This is a genomic window from Aeromonas popoffii, from assembly GCF_000820025.1.
GTDB lineage: Bacteria > Pseudomonadota > Gammaproteobacteria > Enterobacterales > Aeromonadaceae > Aeromonas > Aeromonas popoffii.
Genome location: NZ_CDBI01000047.1, coordinates 73,715 through 91,206, shown reverse-complemented (window position 1 = coordinate 91,206; position 17,492 = coordinate 73,715). Strand labels below are relative to the sequence as shown.

The following is a 17,492-nucleotide window of genomic DNA, read 5'->3' as shown; positions in this document are numbered from 1 at the left end:
TACCTGCTTTTTTTTGGTACAAGGCCCGCCCTGATTTGCACTCTCCTGCTTGGATTTGGTGCAAATGCAGGACACAGGGCTTGGTCTGCAGGCAGACAGCCCCCATAAACAGGGATAATTGGGTTAGTAACTGACTGGTAGTAAACCGTATGTGTGATTTCATGACTAAAGACCAACTGGCCTTTTACAAGGGGCAGATCGAGCGCCAGATCCTCGAACTCGAGGATCGCCTCAATTCCCAGGCCAGCCAGGCCATCGCCACCGATACCAACGAGATGGCAGATGAAATTGACCGTGCCAGTATCGAGGAAGCCCGTCGTCTGGAGCTGAACCGCATCGAGCATGACAAGTTGCACCTGCGCAAGCTGCAGGGTGCATTAAGGCGTATCAACGAAGGGGATTTTGGTTACTGCGAATCTTGCGGTGACGAGATCTCACTCAAGCGACTTCAGGCTCGTCCCGAGTCCCGCTTCTGTCTCGAATGCCAGAGTACCAAGGAGTTCAACGATACCCATGTGTATCGTCGCGTCGCCTGATTCTTCGAAGAACCGTCACGAGCCGGTCGCGAGAAGTCGTCAACCATGCGCAGCAAAGGAACCGGCGTTTATGTTGATAAATGCGGACCAAAAGCTGCACATGAGCCCTGATCACGGCGTCGCACAAGAGAGTGACAAGTTCTGTTAGACTCCGGGCAAGTCCGGAATCTACAGGAGAGCAGAGAGTGAAATGGTTCCTCAAACTGTGCTTGTGTCTGCCGTTGCTGGCACAAGCACAGACCCTCACGGTCAAGGTCCCCAGCCGACCGATCAACGATCTCGACAAGGAATACCAGCTCAAGCTGCTGGAACTGGCGCTGACCCATGCCGGGCAGCCATTTCGCATCCAGCAGATCGAACTCAACCTCAACCAGCACAGCCTGCAACAGCAGCTGAGCAAGGGCCAAACCATCAATGTGTTCTGGATGGGCACCTCCAGCGCACTCGAATCCTCCCTCATCGCCGTCCCCATACCGCTGTTTCGCGGTCTGGAAGGGCTACGCCTCTCCTTCATCCACGCCGATGCCCAGGAGAAGTTCAATCAGGTCAACTCGCTGACCGATCTCAAGCAACTGAAGGCGGCCCAGGGGATCGGCTGGGCCGACAACAAGATCCTGGAGAATGCCGGTATTCCGACCTACTCGGGACGCTACAGCAACCTGTTTCGCCTGACCAACGACGGCGACAAACTCGACTTCTTCCCGCGCAATCTGGTAGAAATCTTCGCCGAACGCAGCGAGCTGGTGGCGCAATATCCGAATCTGGTGATAGATCAGCACCTGCTGCTCCGCTACCCCTTCGCCGAGTTCTTCTTCGTCAGCCCCGAGTATCCCAAGCTGGCCAAGGCGATCCAGACCGGGCTGGAACGTGCTTATGCCGATGGCAGCTTCATGACGTTCTTCCGTGAGAACCCCAAGATCCGTGAGGCCCTCGCCAGCGCCAATCTGAACCAGCGGGTCACCATTTCACTGCCCAATCCGGACATGACCCCCTTGCTCAGGAGCATTCCGGCCCAATATTGGGAATATCCACCCCAATAAGGGGATTCAGGGCTCAGCGTGGGGATGACCCAGCGCCATGACCTAGCTCGCGCAAAGAGACGCAGAGGCGATGGCAGCGCTGGCAAGGGACGTGCCAGCCAGCTGAGGGGTCAAACCGCAGCGCCAGGGAGGTGCCATGAAACGGCTCGATGAATGGTTCAACGACGACGGCCAGTGCCACCAGCACACCGTCAAAGTGACGATCCACAAACTGGCCGTGCCCGGCATCGACCTCTGCTCACTGACCTTGCTCTGGATAGCCCAGTGTGCCGGCCACAGGATCGAGGGGAATCGCCCCTCCTCTTTTCCTCGCCGACCTGCCATTTCTACTGATCAGCCCCGCCTGGGTGCTGGCCAGCCTCTATCGTCGTCTGGGCATTCCCTACTGAGGGAGGCCAACAGGAGAGACCATGTCATACCGTCACACGCCCAGTAACAGATTCGGTCCTGCCCTGCCCCTGCTGCTGGGGGCACTACTCGCCGGCCCGGCCCTGGCCGACAAAGCCGATCCCATAGGTGAGGTAAGCACCGCCTTCAAGCTGGTGGGCCCCAACCACAAGATCCTGGTGGAAGCGTTCGATGACCCCCGCATCACGGGCGTCGCCTGCTATCTGGCTCGCCCCAAGACCGGTGGCGTCAAGGGCGGGCTGGGGCTGGCGGAAGACCCCTCCCACGCCTCTTTGTCGTGCCACCAGATTGGCTCCATCACACTGCCTGCCAAGCTGAAGGCGGGGGAAGAGGTGTTCGACGTCAGCACCTCGCTGGTGTTCAAAGAGCAGAAAGTGGTGCGCTTTTACGACGAAAAGCGCAATGCGCTGGTCTATCTGACCTACAGCACCAAACTGGTGAATGGCTCGTATAAAAGTGCAGTAAGCGCGGTTCCCATCATGCCGTGGGGCTGAAAAGCCACCATTTAACCCGTGATGACACGCTTTATTTGTTGTAATTTAACTACATCATTAGTTGCGGAGAGCCCACCATGAACATCGCCGTTTTCAGTACCAAGAGCTACGACAAGGACCACTTCAATCAGGCCAACAGCCAGTACGGTTACGAGCTGGAGTTCTTCGACGTGCGGCTGGAGGCCAAGACAGCCCGGCTGGCCCACGGCTTCCCCGTGGTGTGCCTGTTCGTCAATGACGATGCCGATCGGGAGGTACTGACCGAGCTGGCCGCCAACGGCACCAAGGTGATCGCGCTGCGCTGCGCCGGTTACAACAACGTGGATCTGGTCGCCGCCAAGGAGCTGGGGCTGAAAGTGGTGCGCGTGCCCGCCTACTCCCCCGAAGCCGTCGCCGAACACGCGGTGGGGCTGATGATGACCCTCAACCGCCGCATCCATAAGGCCTATCAGCGCACCCGCGATGCCAACTTCTCGCTGGAAGGCCTGGTCGGCTTCAACATGCACGGCCGCACCGCCGGCATTATCGGCACCGGCAAGATCGGCATCGCTACCCTGCGTATCCTCAAGGGCTTCGGCATGCGGCTGCTGGTGAGTGACCCCTACCCGAGTCAGGCAGCCATCGAGCTGGGGGCCGAATACGTGGATCTCGACACCCTGTTCCGTCAGTCCGACGTCATCAGCCTGCACTGCCCGCTGTTCAAGGAGAACTATCACCTGCTGAACAAGGAGGCATTCGCCAAGATGAAGGACGGAGTGATGATCATCAACACCAGCCGGGGCGGCCTGCTCGACTCCAATGCCGCCATCGAGGCACTCAAGACCGCCCGCATCGGCGCGCTGGGGCTGGACGTCTACGAAGAGGAAGAGGATCTCTTCTTCTCCGACAAGTCCAACGAGGTGATCACCGATGATGTGTTCCGCCGCCTGTCGGCCTGCCACAACGTGCTGTTTACCGGTCATCAGGCCTTCCTGACCCGCGAGGCGCTGCACGCCATCGCCGATACCACCCTCGGCAACCTCAAGGCCATCGAGAGCCAGGGCCGCAGCGACAACGAGGTGGAGTAATCCTCTCGCCCCCGCAGTCATGAGCAACAGAGGGAGCCACTCCCTCTGTTTTCCACACCAACATGCTCTTCGTCATACAATTCTCCCCTGCAGCCGCAATAACCATGGCGCCGGGTTGTGAGACCTGACGCCATCGGGTAGGCTACCAGCCCTTTTTTATTCAGGAGTCTGGCTGCCCATGTTTATCGGATTTGATTACGGTACCTCCAACTGTGCCGTCGCCGTGATGGAACAAGGCAGCCCCAGGCTGCTGACCCTGTGCGGTTCCCGCTATCTCCCCTCCACCCTGCATGCGCCCCACAGAGATGCCATCGCAGGTCTCCTGGCCGAAGGGCTGGCCCCGGCCCAGCAGGCAGAATACCTCAAGCTGCGCGGCCCCGTGGTCGCCCGGGCCCAGGCGGTGCGCCGCCAGATGCGGGAAGAGGGACTGATCGACGAGCTGAGCTTCGGTGCCGCGGCGCTGGAGCGCTATCTGGAGGAACCGGACGATGGCTACTACATCAAGTCGCCGAAATCCTTCCTCGGCGCCTACGGCCTCAAGGCCCCCCAAATCGCGCTGTTCGAGGACATCGTCTGCGCCATGATGCTGCACGTGCGCCGCGAGGCGGAGCAGCAGCTCGGCACTCAGGTGCGCCGCGCCGTGATCGGTCGTCCAGTCAACTTCCAGGGGCTGGCCGGGGAGGAAAGCAACAGCCAGGCCATCGCTATCCTCACCGAGGCGGCCCGTCTAGCCGGGTTCGAACAGGTGGAGTTCCTCTATGAACCCGTGGCGGCCGGTTTCGAGTTCGAGGCACGGCTGGACGAAGACGCCATCGTGCTGGTGGTGGATATCGGCGGCGGCACCACAGACTGCTCCATGCTGCGGATGGGCCCGAGCCATCGCGACCAGCTGGATCGCAGCGGCGATCTGCTCGGCCACAGCGGCCAGCGCATCGGCGGCAACGACTTCGACATCCGGCTGACGGTAGAGGGGATGATGCCGCTGCTCGGCATGCACGAGACCCTCAAGACCGGCAAACCACTGCCCCACCCGCTGTTCTGGGATGCGGCCGCTATCAACGACGTCAGTGCCCAGGGCCGCTTCTACAGCCTGGATACCGCCCGTCAGCTGCAGGATCTGCAGCTCGACAGCCAGCCAGGCAGCAAGCTGGGTCGCCTTGCCAATCTGCGGGCCCACAAGCTGAGCCACCAGCTGGTGTGGCGCGCCGAGCAGGGCAAGATCGCCCTCTCGGAGCAGGCATCCAGTCATCAGTCTCTGAGCGAGCTGGAGAAGGGACTGGAGGCTGAACTCAATCGCGAGCAGCTGGCCAACGCCTCGGCCCTGCTGCTGGAGAAGATTGGCGAGCTGATGGAGCAAGCCATTGCCGCCGCGGGTGTGCAGCCCGACCGTATCTTCGTCACCGGCGGCAGTGCCCGCTCGCCGCTCATCGCCGCCTACATTCGTCAGAAGTTGCCCACGATTCCGCTTGAAGGTGGCGATGACTTCGGTTCGGTGGCGGCAGGACTTGCCCGTTACGCCGAGCGTCTATTCAACCGCTGATACAAAGCGCTCAGGGTTGCGGTCATCTTGTTGGCATCGAACAAATCCCGCCGACCAACAAGTGTTGCCATTTAACGACACAGGGCTGACCTGCAGGGCGACAGAAGTGGTCGGGGGCCGCCCCCCTCGCCCTGCCCCGAGGGCTGTGCAGGAGGTATGCTTGTCGCTCCCACTATTGGAGCCCTTCCATGCCCAGATTCTTGCTACTGTTGCTCGCCCTGATCCTGCTCAGCGCCTGCAGCAGTACTCCCTCGTTCGTCCAGCAAGAGTTACAGCACCATCACTGGGTGCTCGACAAGCTGGATGGCCAGGCCATCACTGCCTCACGAGACAACCCGCCCGATTTCGAGATAGGTGAGCACTTCACCGTCAACGGTATCGCCGGTTGCAATCGCTACTTTGGCCAGGGGCACCTCGAGGGCGACAGATTCTGGGTCACCAGCCTGGGCAGCACAGAGATGGCCTGTCAGGCACAGCTCGACGCCATAGAACAGGCCGTCATCACCACCCTGACCGAAGGGGTCACCCTGAGCGGCACCACCCAGACCCTGGTCCTAGAAGGGAAACGGCACCGTTTGGAATACCAGCTGCAAGACTGGGTGCGCTGACGCTCACAAACCGGTACCACAAACAGGAACATGTGCCCCGCCTGTGGCACAATGTGAGGCAGTGTTCGCAATGGAGGCTGTCTCAGCCATGTCGATGGATCGTCTGTTTGGCAAGATCAAACAACTCCCCACTATCCCGCAGCTGCTGCATGAGTTGATGCAGAGCTTCAACGATGAAAACGCCCGCATCGACCAGATCGCGGCCAAGATCGCCATGGACCAGGTGATCAGCGTCAAGGTGCTGCGAATGGCCAACTCGGCCGCCCTGCGCCGCGGCAATGAGGTCACTTCCATCGAACAGGCGGTGATCCGCCTCGGTTTCAACCGGCTGCGCTCCGTGGTGGTCGCCTCCGGCATCATCAGCAGCTTCAAGGCGCCCCCCAGCTTCGACAAGAACAAGTTCTGGACCGAGACCTTCCAGGTCGCCACCATAGCCCGGACCCTGGCCCAAGAGGCCAAGGTGCTCGATCCCGAGACCGCCTTCACCTGTGCGCTGATCCACAACATAGGTGAGCTGCTCATCCAGAGTACCCTGCCGGAAGAGGCCGAGATCATCAACATGGCGATCCAGAAGGGCAGCAGTCGGGTCGAGGCTCAGCGGGAGATGCTGGGCTACGACTATGCCCAGCTCGGTGCCGAGCTGGCGCGGCGCTGGAACCTGTCGGAGTCCTTCGTCAACGCCATCTCACAGCAGCTGGAGCCCCTCTCCCACGATCCGGTCAGCAAGGAGGCGGTGCTGATCCGGCTCGCCGTGTTTATCTCCTTCGCCTGGAATGCGGGTGTGCCAGCCCAGACCATCATTGCCCGCTTCCCCAAGCCGCTCGCCGATCAGCTGGGGCTGGATCCCGTGTCATTGGCAGGCCAGCTCGAAACACTTCACGAACAGGGTAATGCCCTCGCCGACCTTCTGACTCAATAAGCATCATGACCCATCCATTTCTGTTTCATCCCCAGGTGGCGCCCTGGTTCAAAGAGAGCGCCAACACCCTGCAACTCACCCTGTTCAGCGCGCTGGATACCCCCATTCGGGAGGTGTGGCTGCGCCACGAGCCAGACAACGAGGAGTACCTGGTGGCCATGACGCCAGTCTCCACCCGGGACAGGTTGCAGGTATGGCAGGCGACCCTGCCGCTGGTCAAAGGACAGGATATCCACCTCTACTGTTTCAAGTGCCTGACCGACGAAGAGCAGTGGTGGCTGCACGGTGCGGGTGTCAGCCCGGCCATACCGCCACGCGAGCAACATTTTCGCTTCAACAGCCTGCATCAGCCCCCGGCCTGGGTGCAGGATCAGGTGTTCTACCAGATCTTCCCCGACCGCTTCTGCAACGGCGATCCCTCGCTGAGCGTCAAGCATCACGAATACGAGTACAGAGGCAAGGCGGTCATCAGCAAGGCGTGGGGTGAGCCGGTCAGCCGTCACGAAGAGGGGCATGGCGCCTGTGAATTTTACGGCGGGGATCTGGCGGGCATCGATGCCAAGCTGCACTACCTGCAATCTCTCGGGGTCACGGCCCTCTACCTGAACCCCATCTTCGATTCGCCGAGCAACCACAAGTACGATACCCAGGACTACTTCAAGGTGGACACCCACCTAGGCAGCAACGAGCAGTTCGCCGAGCTGACCCGCAACCTGCACCAGCGCGGCATGAAGGTCATCCTGGATGCCGTGGTGAACCACACCTCGACCCAGCACCCCTGGTTCTGCCCGCCGCTGGGGGCCCAGCGCAACCCGGATTCGCCGTGGCGCAGCTTCTACACCTTTGACAACGAAGGGGACTATGTCAGCTGGAAGGGCATTCGCAGCCTGCCCAAACTCGACTTTGCCAGCGAACAGGTGCAGGACGCCATCTATCGCGCCGATGACGCCATCCTGCGCTATTGGATGCGGGCCCCCTACCAGATCGATGGCTGGCGCTTCGATGTGATCCACATGCTGGGGGAGCGTGGCACGGCCGAGGGCAATCGCGGCCATGTGCGCGCCATTCGCGGCGCCGTGAAGCAGGAGAACCCGGATGCCTATGTGCTCGGTGAGCACTTCTGCGAGGCGAGCCAGTGGCTGCAAGGAGATCAGGAGGATGGCGCCATGAATTACTATGGCTTCGCCCACCCGATCCGCGCCTTTCTGACGGGGCAGGACATCGCCTATCACCCCATCAAGATCAGCGCCGGGGAGCTGGATCGCTGGCTCAAACTGGCGCGGGCCCATATCCCGTTCAAGAACCAGCTGGCCCAGTTCAACCTGCTGGACAGCCACGATACCGCCCGCTTCCTCCACCTGCTGGGCGAAGACAAGCAGCGCATGGCCCTGGCCGCCACCCTGCTGCTCACCTATATCGGCGTACCCTCCATCTACTACGGTGACGAGGTGGGGCTCTCGGGTGGCAACGACCCGGACTGCCGTCGCTGCTTCCCCTGGGAAACCACGGCTTGGGATCACGTGTTGCACGACCACTACCGCCGGTTGATCCAGATACGCCGCCAGCGCCCCTCCCTGCGCCGTGGTGACATTCAGACCCTCTATGCAGGCCCGCACAGCTATGTGTTCGCCCGCACCCTGCAAAGCGATCAGGTGGTGGTTGCCTGCAACCGTCATCCGACCGAGCCGCGCACCATCAGCCTGCCCCTGTGGCAGACCGCCAGCCCGGCCAGCCGCTTCACAGACGCCTTCAACGGTGAGAAGTTCGAAGTGGTGCAGGGTGAAGTACAACTCACCATCCCGGCCAACTCGGCCAGAGTGCTGCTCTCCAGCTGAGTGCGCTGCTGGCGCGCTGAAAATCAACACCGGAGCGCAAGGCTCCGGTTTTTTTATGCAGGGCAATCAGCTAGCAGCTGTCTGGCGATAAGCCTGCCTGTCAGTAATTGATGCTGACGTAGGGCACTTCTTCCACCTGCCACAACTGCTTGAGGAAGACGGTCAGCACGAAGAAGAAGTTGGCCAGCAGGTTGGCGAAGCGATAGAGGATGGGATCGAAGCGGACACCGCTCTCCTCGAGGCGCACCAGCAGACGAACCACCTTCTTGCTGCCGCAGCGGCACAGGTGCAGGGTGGGAATGGGCTGGGGCCCCTGGGGCAGCACGAAACCCGTAACCCGGCCACGGCTCGCCTCGTTGTAGTGGTCATACCGTGTTTTCAGCCACGCCAGATCCTCTTCAAAAATACCGAGCTTGCCCCGTACCGAGCCGTTGAGGTTGTAGATAAGCCGCTGCAGGGCCCCTAGGTCGGCCACCACCTCCTGGGTCCCCTCTGCCAGTGGCAACTGGGCGAGCACGGCCCCCACCTGACAGCAAAGCTCGTCGGTGGCGATCTCGTAATCACACTGGAACTGGGTTTCGAAGATGAAGGGGTAGCAGAGCTCGCGCTTGTCTCTGGGCTTCTTGGGGTTCATAAGGTCGCCGGATTGGGAAAAGAGCCAGTTTGCCAGCCCCCGGGGGAGCAGGCAAACGGCAGGTCATGGCTTGCGTTGCACGCTGGCGGCTCAGACGCGCTTGCTGGTGGGCTCGGTCGCAGGCTGGAACTGGCCTATCATTCGCAGCGCCTCCAGCATCCGCTGGTTGAAGCTGGTAAAGCTGTTGGCCTGGGCCGGTTCGCTCTGGCCGCGGGCCGCCAGCACCGCAGGAGTCAGTGCCTGCTGCTGCGATTTCGGCAGCAGGGCATCCGCCTGTTGCTGCACCTGATCGAGCTTGGGCAGATAGTCCGCCAGCGGCTTGAGGAGATCCTGCAACGAGCTGGCCCCCTGGTAGGTCTGGCTCAGCTTGACGCTCTGCTTGAGCTTGAGGGAGTAGGAGGCGAGCTGGCTGTCATCCAGCTTCAGTTCGCCCGCCTTTTTCAGCAGATCCTCGAAATTGCCGGAGAAGAAATTGCCCGCCAGATCGTCGATCCCCTTGACCAGCTTGCCGATGGAGTCCATCTCCTCGCTGCTGAGATCCCCTTCCAGCGAGAAGCTGAAGCTCTGGCTCGACTTGAGGCTGAACTGGCTGCCGCTGTCGTCTTTATGTGACTTGAGCTGCCAATTGTCATTGAAGCGCAGCACTACCTTGTCGCCATCCTTGGTCTGGATCTCAAGCGATCCCTGCTGGCGACTGGCCATTTCGGCCTGCCCCATGTCGGTAGAAGAGACCTTGCCGAAGAACTCTTTCTCGAACTGATCGAGCCCCTTCTGGATCAGCTTGTAGCTCTGATCTATGCCCGTCTTGATGTCTTCGTTATCGGTAGCCCAGTCACCCAACTGCTTGCGGGCATCACCAAAGCCCTTGTCCACTCCTTTGCGGGCCTGCTCCATCATATTGGTCAGGTCGTCGTCGGATTTGCCATCGGCCCGCGCGGCGCCAAGCCGTCCGGTGATAAACTGCAACACGTTGTCCGCCACCGACTGGAAGTCGAACAGGGTCTCCGGCGTTATCTCCTCGGGCTCTTTTGCCTTCGGAGCCTGATAACCCTGGCCATTGATCTCCAGCGCAAACTGCAACGCCTGCTGCACCAGCACCTGCGCCCATTTGGGCGGCTTGTGCAGGGAGACCTCCTCTGCACTACGGGTCTGCTTCTCTTGTGCCTGTTGGGGTGCCTTGGGCGAAACGCCCACTCCCTTGGTTTGGGCTGAGCCCACGCCGTCGATTTGCATAATGTGTCCTCCCACCATGCCTGTAGATCAGGTATCGGCCTGACTGAACACTTCTTGACCACAAAATACTGGACAATCTGCAACGGCCTTTTAAAATCCACACCCTTTGGGTGGCCCGTTGCCTTCCCCCGATTTCGACCCGGCCCGGCCGGCGTGCATGTGAGGTAAATCATGACCCAATCCCAGCGGACTCCCGCCGATGCTCAACCCCAGCGGGCTGTCGCCAATGCTCAGGCCCTGCGGACCCCCACCGACTATCAGGCCCAGCTCGATGAGAAGAGCGAGCGACTCACCCAGCTGTTTGCCGGCTTCAATCCGCCTTCACTGGAGGTGCATGCCTCCCCCGCCGAGCATTACCGGATGCGCGCCGAATTTCGCATCTGGCACGAGGGGGATGACCTCTTCCACTGCATGTATGCACCGGCCACCAAGGAGATCATCCGGGTCGATCACTTCCCCACCGCCAGCCTTCTGATCAACCAGCTGATGCCGCTGCTGCTGGCAGGGCTGCGCCCGCACCCCGTGCTGCGCCGCAAGCTGTTCCAGATCGATTACCTCTCCACCCAATCCGGCCAGCTTTGCGTCAGCTTGCTCTATCACCGCAAGCTGGAAGCCGAGTGGCAGCAAGCCGCCGAGACGCTGCAAGCCGATCTGCGGGCTCAGGGGTTCGACCTGCGGCTGATTGGCCGCGCCCACAAACAGAAGATCTGCCTGGGTGAGGAGTTTGTCATCGAGCGGCTGACAGTGCAGGGCCGTGAGCTCACCTACAAGCAGGTGGAGAACAGCTTCACCCAGCCCAACGCGGCCATCAATGAGCAGATGCTGGGCTGGGCGCTGGATGTGACCAGGGGGAGCGAGGGAGATCTGCTGGAACTCTATTGCGGCAACGGCAACTTCTCCATCGCCCTGGCCCAGAATTTTCGCAAGGTACTGGCCACCGAGATCGCCAAGCCGAGCGTCGACTCAGCCCAGTTCAACATCGCCGCCAACGGCATCGACAACCTGATCATACTGCGCATGTCGGCCGAAGAGTTCACCATGGCGATGCGTGGCGAGCGGGAGTTCAACCGCCTCAAGGGGGTCGATCTCAATAGTTACCAGTGCAACACCATCTTCGTCGACCCGCCCCGCGCCGGTCTCGACGATGCCACCGTCAAACTGGTGCAGGAGTACGACAACATCCTCTACATCTCCTGCAACCCGGAGACACTGCAAGCCAACATGCAGCTGCTTGGCGAGACCCACGAGATCGCCCGCCTCGCCCTGTTTGACCAGTTCCCCTGGACTCATCACATGGAAGCCGGGGTCTACTTGAAGCGCAAGGCAGGCTGATTCGGCGGGTCTCCACGACCAGCGTGACAACAGGGCCCAAGGGCCCTGTTTGATTAGTTATCCCTGTGCACGCCGGGCCGGGAGCCATTATGCTGGCGGCACGCGCATCCGCGCCACAGCCTGGGTGTCATGCCAAAATGCAACGCATTCTTTTTGTTGAAGATGATCCCGAAATAGGCCAGCTCATCAGCAGCTGGCTTGCCCGCCACGACATCGACGTGCTGCTGGAGCCCAGAGGCGACATGGCACTTGCCAGAATCGAAGCCGAGCAACCCGATCTGGTGCTGCTCGACATCATGCTGCCAGGGCAAGATGGTCTCTCCCTGTGCCGGGATCTGCGGCCACGCTTCAAGGGCCCCATCGTCATGCTCACCTCCCTCGACAGCGACATGAACCAGATCCTGAGTCTGGAGCTGGGTGCCAACGACTACATCCTCAAGACAACGCCGCCCCCTGTGCTGCTGGCTCGGCTGCGGGTCCAGTTTCGCCAGCAGGGACAGGCACCGCAAGCAGCCGTGGCCAGTACGCCGCCCCAGCGCTTGCAGTTCGGTCGCCTGCAGATCGACGGGCCGGGTCGGGATGTGCGCCTCGATGGCGACAGCATCCCCCTCTCCACCGCTGACTTCGACCTCTTGTGGGAGCTGGCCTGCCATGCGGGCCAGATCCTGGGACGGGAGGCGCTGTTTCGCAACCTGCGTGGCCGCGACTACGACGGTCAGGACCGCAGCATGGATGTGGCCATCTCCCGCCTGCGCCGCAAGCTGGGGGATGACAGCAACAACCCGACCCGCATCAAGACGGTGCGCCAGAAGGGTTATCTGCTGGTGCCCCATGCCTGGGAATCATAGGGCCATCCGCCACTGACCACGGGAGAGCACACCCAATGCGCCGTCTGTTTATCCAGTTCTACCTGCTGCTGATCGGCTGTTTCACCCTGGCCATACTGCTGGTCGGTTTTGTCTATCAGGTCAGCGCCGAGCGGGCGGGCGACCGCTATCTGGAGCGGATGATGCAAGGCTCCCTCGGCCTGCTCACCGGCGAACTGGCGCGATTGCCGCCGGAGCACTGGCCCGCGCGCATGGGGGAGCAGAGCCGCCAGCTCACCCTGCCGCTGCAGATCGGCGCCCTCGCCAACCAGCCGCTGGCCAAGGAGGATCAGGCCTTTCTCGAGGCGGGCAACATAGTCATCGTCGAGGAGGATGACACCTTCCTGCAACGCATCCCGGGCACCGATCAGGTGCTGATCGTCGGCCCCGTGCCCTATCTCTCCTATCTGCACGAGCTGCACTGGGTCGATGTGGGGCTACTGCTGGCCATCGGTCTCTCCCTCGGTCTGCCCATACTGCTCTGGCTGCGCCCGCACTGGCGTGGTCTGCAACGGCTCGAACAAACCGCCCGCCGGGTTGGTGACGGGGATCTCTCCAGCCGCACCGGCCTGCCCGCCGGCAGCAGTCTGGGCCGGGTGGGTCGCACCTTCGATCAGATGACGGAACAGCTGCAAGCCATGCTGGCCACTCGCAAACAGCTGACCGATGCCATCGCCCACGAGCTGCGCACCCCGTTGGTCAGGCTGCGCTACCGGCTCGCCATGCTGGATCCGCAGCCATCGGCAGCGGAACAACAGGGGCTGGAACGCGATCTGGGGGCACTGGACGCCCTCATCGAGGAGATGCTCACCTACGCCAGGCTGGATCGCCCCGAGCTGCCGCTGCAATACAGCGAACTGGAGCTGACCAGCTGGGCCGGCAGCCGCCTCCCGGACTGGCAAGCGCTGCGGCCACAAACCCGGCTCGAATTCAGTCGTCCCGCCCATCCCCTGCTCTGGCACGGCGATCCCCGCCTGCTGGACCGGGCGCTGGAGAACCTCATCGGCAACGCCCTGCGCCACGCCACCAGCCGGGTGACCCTCGCCATGAGCCAGCAGCAGGATCACTATCTGCTGGAGGTGGCAGATGACGGCCCCGGCATAGATCCGGCGCTGGCGCCCCAGATCTTCGAACCCTTCATGCGCCTGGATCAGAGCCGGGATCGCCGCACTGGCGGCGCTGGCCTCGGCCTCGCCATCGTGCGCAGCATAGCCCGCCACCACGGCGGTGAAGTGCAGCTGCTGCCCAGCGCGGTCGGCGCCCGCTTCTGCCTGACGCTACCTGTACATTTGGATACAAACCGTCACCAGCCACTCACTGAAGCGCCAGCGGAACGGCCCTAGGATGACGTCATGGAGCAACGCTCCATGTCATCAACCCGAATGAGGAACTGGAATATGAACAAGCTGATCCCCCTGAGCCTGGCCGCAGTCTTCGCCCTGACCTCCGGCTTCACCATGGCCGCCACCCCCACCAAGGCCGCCGCCCCCGAGGCGACCCCGACCAAGGTGGTGAAAAAGCATCACAATGCCACTCATGCCAAAGCACCGGCCGTCCAGGTCGCCCCCAAGACCAAATAACGACGTATCAAGCTTCCTGTAACAAAAAGGGGCCCAATCATGGGGCCCCTTTTGTCGTGGTCGGTATAGCGCCGACGACTTATTCCAGCATGTAGTCTGCCGGCAGCGCGATGCGCGCCACGCCGGAGGCTACCGCCGCCAGCGCCACGGCGCGGGCCACCCGTGGCAGCAGGCGGGCATCCATCGGCTTGGGAATGACGTAATCCTTGCCGAAGGAAAGCTCGCTCACCCCGGCTGCGGTCAGCACCTCGGCCGGCACCGGCTCCTTCACCAGACCGCGGATCGCCTCCACCGCAGCTATCTTCATGGCATCGTTGATGCGGCTGGCGCGGGCGTCCAGCGCGCCGCGGAAGATGAAGGGGAAGCAGAGCACGTTGTTGATCTGGTTCGGATAATCCGAACGGCCAGTGCCCATGATGAGATCATCGCGCACCGCGTGGGCCAGGGACGGCTTGATCTCCGGGTCCGGGTTGGAGCAGGCGAAGATCACCGGGCGCGGCGCCATCAGGGCAACCGCTTCGGCGGGCAGCACATCCGGGCCGGAGACACCGACAAACACATCCGCCCCTTCAATGACATCCATCAGGGTGCGCAGCGGGGTGTCGTTGGCGAAGCGCTGCTTGTACTGGTTCAGATCGCTGCGGCCTGTGTGAATAACCCCCTGGCGGTCGAGCATGAAGATGTTGTGTGGCGCAGCACCGCACTTGATCAGCAAGTCCATGCAGGCGGTGGCTGCAGCCCCGGCCCCCATGCAGACGATGCGACTCTGTTCGATGCGCTTGCCCTGCACTTCCAGCGCATTGAGCAGACCGGCAGCTGTGACGATGGCGGTACCGTGCTGGTCATCGTGGAACACCGGGATGTCGCAACGGGCGATCAGCGCCTCTTCGATCTCAAAGCACTCTGGCGCCTTGATGTCTTCCAGGTTGATGCCACCGAAGGTGTCGGCGATGGCCGCAACCGTGTCGATGAACTGCGCACTGGTCTCGTGCTTCACCTCTATGTCGATGGCATCTATGCCGGCGAAGCGCTTGAACAGCAGGGCCTTGCCCTCCATCACCGGCTTGGACGCCAGCGGGCCCAGATTGCCCAGTCCCAGGATAGCGGTACCGTTGGAGATGACGGCCACCAGGTTGCCCTTGCCGGTATAGCGGTAGGCATCGGCCGGATTGGCGGCAATCTCGCGCACCGGCTCGGCCACACCCGGGCTGTAGGCCAGCGCCAGATCGTGAGCTGTCTCGGCAGGCTTGGTGAGGGCGATGGCAATTTTGCCCGGCACAGGCTGGGCATGGTAATCGAGTGCTTGTTGACGAAGATCGGACATGGGGGACCCCGATACGGAAGTGAATAGAGTGGTGCATGGGCTCGCCAGCGGGCGAGGGCTGGGGATCATAAAGAAAACCATCGCGCTTTCACAGAGGAAAGTATCGTTTTGCCGCCACTGACAAGCCAGTAATTAGCATGTCACACCAATCACTAATACCCATTTAGTTATAGATATGGTTTCACTCCATCACAGGGATACCCGCTTTCAGCTCTGCCTGTCTGGCGATGGCCTCCGTCATCCCCTGGAAGATGAAGAGATGGAATGGCAGCATGGCGAGCCAGTAGGCCAGCCCCCAGGCGCCCTGAGGATGCCAGTGAGCCGTCACCTTGATGCGGGTCAGGCCGGACTCCTCCGGCAGTATGTTGAACGCCAGCCGCCCCACTCCCGGGGCCTTCATGTTGAACAGCAGATCCAGCCTGCGTCCCTCGTCGACCCCGAGGATCTGCCAGGAATCCAGCATGTCCCCCTTCACTAAGCGATCCGGGTTAGTGCGGCCACGGGTGCGGGCCGGGCCACCGATCAGGTGATCCATCCACTCCCGCACCACCCACAGCTCGTTCATGTAGAAGTAACGCTGCTCGCCCCCCAGCTGCTGCAACACCTGCCACACCACCTCGGGAGCGGCGAGACAGATGGCCTCCCCGCTGGCGGTGCGATCATAGAAGCCGTACTCGGGATGGCGCCAGCGCAGCCCCAGCGGCGTCTCCAGCCCCTGCTGCTCGGCCCCCAGTTTCTGCTCCAGCGCCAGGCTCTCCCCGAGCGCCTCGTCGAAGCTGAGCAGGGTTTGTGGCAGCAGGGCCCGCAGCGGGCCGTCATCGGCCGGGATGTCGTGCTTGAGGCCGCCCACCAGCGCCTTGGCCACGGGTTGCGGCACAGAGGTGACAAATTGCAGCCACCAGGCGGAGAGCCGCGGGCTCAGAAACGGGATGGGGATGATGGGGCAACGCTTGCCGATATGGGCGGCGAACTTCTGCAACTGCTGCTGATAGCTGAGCAGCTCGGGGCCAACGGCATTGAGCACCTGACCATCCACCCCCTCGACCTCCACCAGCCCGCCCAGATAGTGCAGCAGGTTGGAGAGCGCTATGGGCGGTGTGCGAGAGCGTACCCACTTGGGCGTGACCATCATGGGCAGGTTGAACACCAGATCCCGCATCACCTCGAAGGCGGCCGAGCCCGGCCCTACGATGATGCCGGAGCGCAGCTCCACCGTCGGCACACCGGAGTCACGAAACAGCTCGCCACAATGGCGGCGGGAGTTGAGATGACGGCTATTGCAACGCTCGGGCTGGATGGCCCCCAGATAGATGATGCGGCGCACCCCGGAGGCGCGGGCGGCGGCGGCGAAGTTCTTCACCCCCTGCTGCTCCAGCCGGTGAAAGTCGGCGCCAGCCCCCATGGCGTGCACCAGATAGAAGACGGTGTCTATGCCCGTCAGCGCGGGCAGCAGTGTGATGGGCTTGAGGCTGTCGGCGAGGCGAAACTCCACGCCCGGCGGCAGACGACAAGGGCGACGAGCCCCGGCGATCACCCGATAACCCAGCCCTTGCAGGTGGGGTACCAGGTAAGACCCTATATACCCCGCAGCTCCCATCACCAGACATGTGCGCATCTGTTCTTCTCCCATGATTGAGCCAACACCATAGGGCAAACCGCTTCAATACAAAACGCCAACCCATAAAAAAGGCGCCCGATGGGCGCCTTTTTCAGAATTCTTCAGAAGCAAGATTACTTCTTGGCAGTCAAGCCACCGAAACGCTTGTTGAACTTGTCTACGCGGCCGCCGCTAGAAACTTCTTTCTGCTTGCCGGTATAGAACGGGTGGCATGCAGAGCACACGTCCAGGTTCAGATCTTTACCCAGGGTAGAGAAAGTGTTGATCACATTACCGCAGGAGCACTTGCAGGTGATGGCTACGTAGTTAGGATGAATACCAGCTTTCATGGACAACCTCAATTATCAGGCCGTGTCGCTATCCGATCTTCTGTCGGACACCACACGATTGTTGAACACAGTTTCAAAGGCTGCGAATAATATAGGAAATGCCTGAGATCAGGCAAGTGGCTTCGCAGA

The 17,492-nt window shown here is 61.6% G+C and carries 17 protein-coding genes and 1 pseudogene; 13 read left to right on the top strand and 5 right to left on the bottom strand.

The features are described 5' to 3' along the window. The first annotated feature begins 149 nt into the window (after positions 1–149). The 9 genes and pseudogenes from BN1129_RS08990 (at position 150) to malZ (ending at position 8,447) form a co-directional block, all read left to right on the top strand. Positions 150–536: a TraR/DksA family transcriptional regulator gene (locus BN1129_RS08990; protein WP_042035910.1), complete on the top strand. Its 387-nt coding sequence runs from the start codon at positions 150–152 to the stop codon at positions 534–536. 185 nt (positions 537–721) lie between these two features. Continuing rightward, entirely contained in the window at positions 722–1,576 is an 855-nt protein-coding gene (locus tag BN1129_RS08985) for a hypothetical protein (RefSeq protein WP_042035909.1), read from the top strand. A gap of 136 nt (positions 1,577–1,712) precedes the next feature. Further along, a pseudogene (locus tag BN1129_RS24490) lies at positions 1,713–1,965 on the top strand (DUF962 domain-containing protein). Between the two features lie 21 nt (positions 1,966–1,986). Further along, entirely contained in the window at positions 1,987–2,478 is a 492-nt protein-coding gene (locus BN1129_RS08975) for a CreA family protein (RefSeq protein ID WP_042035908.1), read from the top strand. A 77-nt stretch (positions 2,479–2,555) separates the two neighbouring features. Next, on the top strand, positions 2,556–3,545 hold the full coding sequence (locus BN1129_RS08970; protein WP_042035907.1) for a 2-hydroxyacid dehydrogenase: 990 nt from the start codon (positions 2,556–2,558) through the stop codon (positions 3,543–3,545). Positions 3,546–3,723: 178 nt separating this feature from the next. Then, a complete protein-coding gene (yegD, locus tag BN1129_RS08965; RefSeq protein WP_042035906.1) occupies positions 3,724–5,085 on the top strand; it encodes a molecular chaperone in 1,362 nt (453 codons plus the stop codon). A gap of 188 nt (positions 5,086–5,273) precedes the next feature. Beyond that, complete coding sequence (locus BN1129_RS08960; protein WP_042035905.1) at positions 5,274–5,693, top strand: META domain-containing protein; 420 nt, start codon at positions 5,274–5,276, stop codon at positions 5,691–5,693. Between the two features lie 70 nt (positions 5,694–5,763). Further along, positions 5,764–6,612, top strand: a complete 849-nt coding sequence (locus BN1129_RS08955; protein ID WP_042035904.1) for an HDOD domain-containing protein — start codon at positions 5,764–5,766, stop codon at positions 6,610–6,612. Positions 6,613–6,617: 5 nt separating this feature from the next. Then, on the top strand, positions 6,618–8,447 hold the full coding sequence (gene malZ, locus BN1129_RS08950) for a maltodextrin glucosidase (protein ID WP_042035903.1): 1,830 nt from the start codon (positions 6,618–6,620) through the stop codon (positions 8,445–8,447). 100 nt (positions 8,448–8,547) lie between these two features. On the opposite strand, the gene BN1129_RS08945 is transcribed toward malZ, so the two are convergent. Together BN1129_RS08945 and BN1129_RS08940 are read right to left on the bottom strand one after the other, a co-directional pair. After that, positions 8,548–9,081 carry an ATP--cob(I)alamin adenosyltransferase gene (locus BN1129_RS08945; protein ID WP_042035902.1) on the bottom strand — a complete coding sequence of 178 codons (534 nt, stop codon included), beginning with the start codon at positions 9,079–9,081 and terminating at the stop codon, positions 8,548–8,550. A 90-nt stretch (positions 9,082–9,171) separates the two neighbouring features. Continuing rightward, positions 9,172–10,314 (bottom strand): DUF5610 domain-containing protein, encoded by a 1,143-nt coding sequence (locus BN1129_RS08940; RefSeq protein WP_042035901.1) that lies wholly within the window; start codon positions 10,312–10,314, stop codon positions 9,172–9,174. Between the two features lie 171 nt (positions 10,315–10,485). On the opposite strand from BN1129_RS08940, the gene trmA reads away from it, so the two are divergent. The 4 genes from trmA (at position 10,486) to BN1129_RS08920 (ending at position 14,092) form a co-directional block, all read left to right on the top strand. Further along, positions 10,486–11,646: a tRNA (uridine(54)-C5)-methyltransferase TrmA gene (trmA, locus tag BN1129_RS08935; protein WP_042035900.1), complete on the top strand. Its 1,161-nt coding sequence runs from the start codon at positions 10,486–10,488 to the stop codon at positions 11,644–11,646. Between the two features lie 137 nt (positions 11,647–11,783). Then, positions 11,784–12,494, top strand: a complete 711-nt coding sequence (gene rstA, locus BN1129_RS08930) for a two-component system response regulator RstA (RefSeq protein WP_042036036.1) — start codon at positions 11,784–11,786, stop codon at positions 12,492–12,494. A gap of 35 nt (positions 12,495–12,529) precedes the next feature. After that, positions 12,530–13,855, top strand: coding sequence for a two-component system sensor histidine kinase RstB (rstB, locus tag BN1129_RS08925; protein WP_042035899.1), 1,326 nt, complete (start codon positions 12,530–12,532; stop codon positions 13,853–13,855). A 54-nt stretch (positions 13,856–13,909) separates the two neighbouring features. Then, positions 13,910–14,092, top strand: a complete 183-nt coding sequence (locus BN1129_RS08920) for a hypothetical protein (protein WP_042035898.1) — start codon at positions 13,910–13,912, stop codon at positions 14,090–14,092. Positions 14,093–14,171: 79 nt separating this feature from the next. Here BN1129_RS08920 and BN1129_RS08915 read toward each other — a convergent pair whose 3' ends face one another. The 3 genes from BN1129_RS08915 to rpmE form a co-directional block, all read right to left on the bottom strand. After that, complete coding sequence (locus BN1129_RS08915) at positions 14,172–15,416, bottom strand: malic enzyme-like NAD(P)-binding protein (protein WP_042035897.1); 1,245 nt, start codon at positions 15,414–15,416, stop codon at positions 14,172–14,174. Between the two features lie 181 nt (positions 15,417–15,597). After that, positions 15,598–17,031: a DUF2867 domain-containing protein gene (locus tag BN1129_RS08910; RefSeq protein ID WP_042036035.1), complete on the bottom strand. Its 1,434-nt coding sequence runs from the start codon at positions 17,029–17,031 to the stop codon at positions 15,598–15,600. A 116-nt stretch (positions 17,032–17,147) separates the two neighbouring features. Next, complete coding sequence (gene rpmE / locus BN1129_RS08905; protein WP_042035896.1) at positions 17,148–17,363, bottom strand: 50S ribosomal protein L31; 216 nt, start codon at positions 17,361–17,363, stop codon at positions 17,148–17,150. Positions 17,364–17,492 lie beyond the last annotated feature (129 nt).